Here is a 314-nt window from a genome sequence, read left to right on the forward strand (position 1 = left end):
AGCATACCACCTAACCAACGGTGTTTCACTTCTTTCCTCCCTTCCCTTCTCTCTTCTTCTTTCCTTCTTTTTCTTTTTCTCTTTCTCCTCTTCCCCCTCCTCCTCCCCTCCCCCTCTCCTCTTCCTCCCCTCTCTTCCTCCTTTTCTCCCTCTTTTTCCTCCCCCCTCTCCTCTCTTCTTCTCCTTCTTTTCCTTTTTTCTTTTCTCCCCTTCCTTCCCCCCCTCCTCCTTCTTCTCTCTTTCCTTCTTTTCTTTCCTTTTCTTCTTCTCTTTCTTCTTTCCTCCTTTCCCCTTCTTCCTTTCTTTCTTCTTCT

General features: G+C 46.8%; 1 protein-coding gene. It reads right to left on the minus strand.

Annotated features, from left to right (window positions below; all coding sequences use genetic code 11):
- Positions 1–314, minus strand: a 314-nt coding sequence (locus tag A3773_RS19890) for a hypothetical protein (protein WP_197462864.1), incomplete at both ends; no start/stop codon positions are given.

Origin of the sequence: Neptuniibacter pectenicola (assembly GCF_001597735.1) — a bacterium.
GTDB classification, from domain to species: Bacteria; Pseudomonadota; Gammaproteobacteria; order Pseudomonadales; family Balneatricaceae; genus Neptuniibacter; species Neptuniibacter pectenicola.